The following is a 1,056-nucleotide window of genomic DNA, read 5'->3' on the forward strand; positions in this document are numbered from 1 at the left end:
TAAAGCGAATTGCGGGCTGGTTTGAAGCTAAAGCAATGGGTTGAGCGTTGGAGAGGTGTTGGTGCAGGAGGCCTACTATGCCCCAGCCCTATTCAGCCGATCTGCGCGAGCGTATTCTGGCAGCCTATGAGCACGGAGAAGGCAGTCAGGTGGCGATTGCCCACCGCTTTCGCGTGTGTCCGGCCACCGTCTGCAACTGGATCCGCCAGGCCCGCCAGGATGGCCGGCGCCGGCCCAAGCCGCACCGCGGCGGACCGGCCGGTCGACTGGGCCCTCCTGAGCTTTCGCTGCTACAGGCGCTCGTGGCCAAGACCAACGACGCGCGCCTGGACGAGTATGCGGAGCGTTTGTTCGCGCTCACCGGCAAGCGGGTCAGCCGTTCGGTGATGTGCCGCACGCTCCAGCGGCTTAAGCTGCGTCCGAAACAAAGACCCTTCGGGCGGCCGAGCAGGAGCGGCCCGACATTGCTGCCGAGCGTGAGGCTTATCGCCAGCAGATGAGCACGCTGCCCGTGGAACGCCTGGTGTTCCTGGATGAAAGCGGGGTGACGACTAAAATGGCCCGTACTCATGCGCGAGCTCCACGCGGGCAGCGGGCGTACGGAAGTATCCCGCTCGGCTCGTGGCAGCGGCTGACGGTGTTAGGAGCACTGGCGTATGAGGGCCTGGTCGCCACAATGAGCATCGAGGCATCCACCTCGACCTCCGTGCTGCTGGCTTACCTCGAGCAGGTGCTGGTGCCAAAGCTCCGGCAGGTGAAGCCGGATGCCATCCTGGTCATGGACAACCTGCGCCCGCATCGGGCCACGGAAGTGCGGGAGATGCTCGCCCAGGCCGGGATCGGACTGCTGTACCTGCCCCGCTACTCGCCCGAGTTCAATCCGATCGAGCAGGCCTGGGCCAAGATGAAGGAGCGGCTCAAGGCAAAAGCCGCACGCACTCTCGAAGCCTTGGAGACGGAACTTAAACCAGCCCTCGATACCATCACCGCAAAGGATGCCCGAGGCTGGATCAGGCATGCCGGCTATGCCGTACACTGATCCACAATTCGCTTTAG

At 63.7% G+C, this 1,056-nt stretch carries 2 protein-coding genes; both read left to right on the forward strand.

All coding sequences use genetic code 11. The features are described from left to right. The first annotated feature begins 77 nt into the window (after window positions 1-77). On the forward strand, window positions 78-500 hold the full coding sequence (locus tag JKG68_RS32510; RefSeq protein ID WP_202066572.1) for a helix-turn-helix domain-containing protein: 423 nt from the start codon (window positions 78-80) through the stop codon (window positions 498-500). Beyond that, window positions 497-1,039 (forward strand): IS630 family transposase, encoded by a 543-nt coding sequence (locus JKG68_RS32515; protein ID WP_202066574.1) that lies wholly within the window; start codon window positions 497-499, stop codon window positions 1,037-1,039. Before JKG68_RS32510 ends, JKG68_RS32515 begins: the two co-directional genes overlap by 4 nt. Window positions 1,040-1,056 lie beyond the last annotated feature (17 nt).

This window comes from Microvirga aerilata, from assembly GCF_016743775.1.
Taxonomy (GTDB): domain Bacteria; phylum Pseudomonadota; class Alphaproteobacteria; order Rhizobiales; family Beijerinckiaceae; genus Microvirga; species Microvirga aerilata.

Coding starts and splice junctions, on each gene's coding strand:
- JKG68_RS32510 (WP_202066572.1), top strand. CDS start 78: ATGCCCCAGCCCTATTCAGCCGATCTGCGCGAGCGTATTCTGGCAGCC.
- JKG68_RS32515 (WP_202066574.1), top strand. CDS start 497: ATGAGCACGCTGCCCGTGGAACGCCTGGTGTTCCTGGATGAAAGCGGG.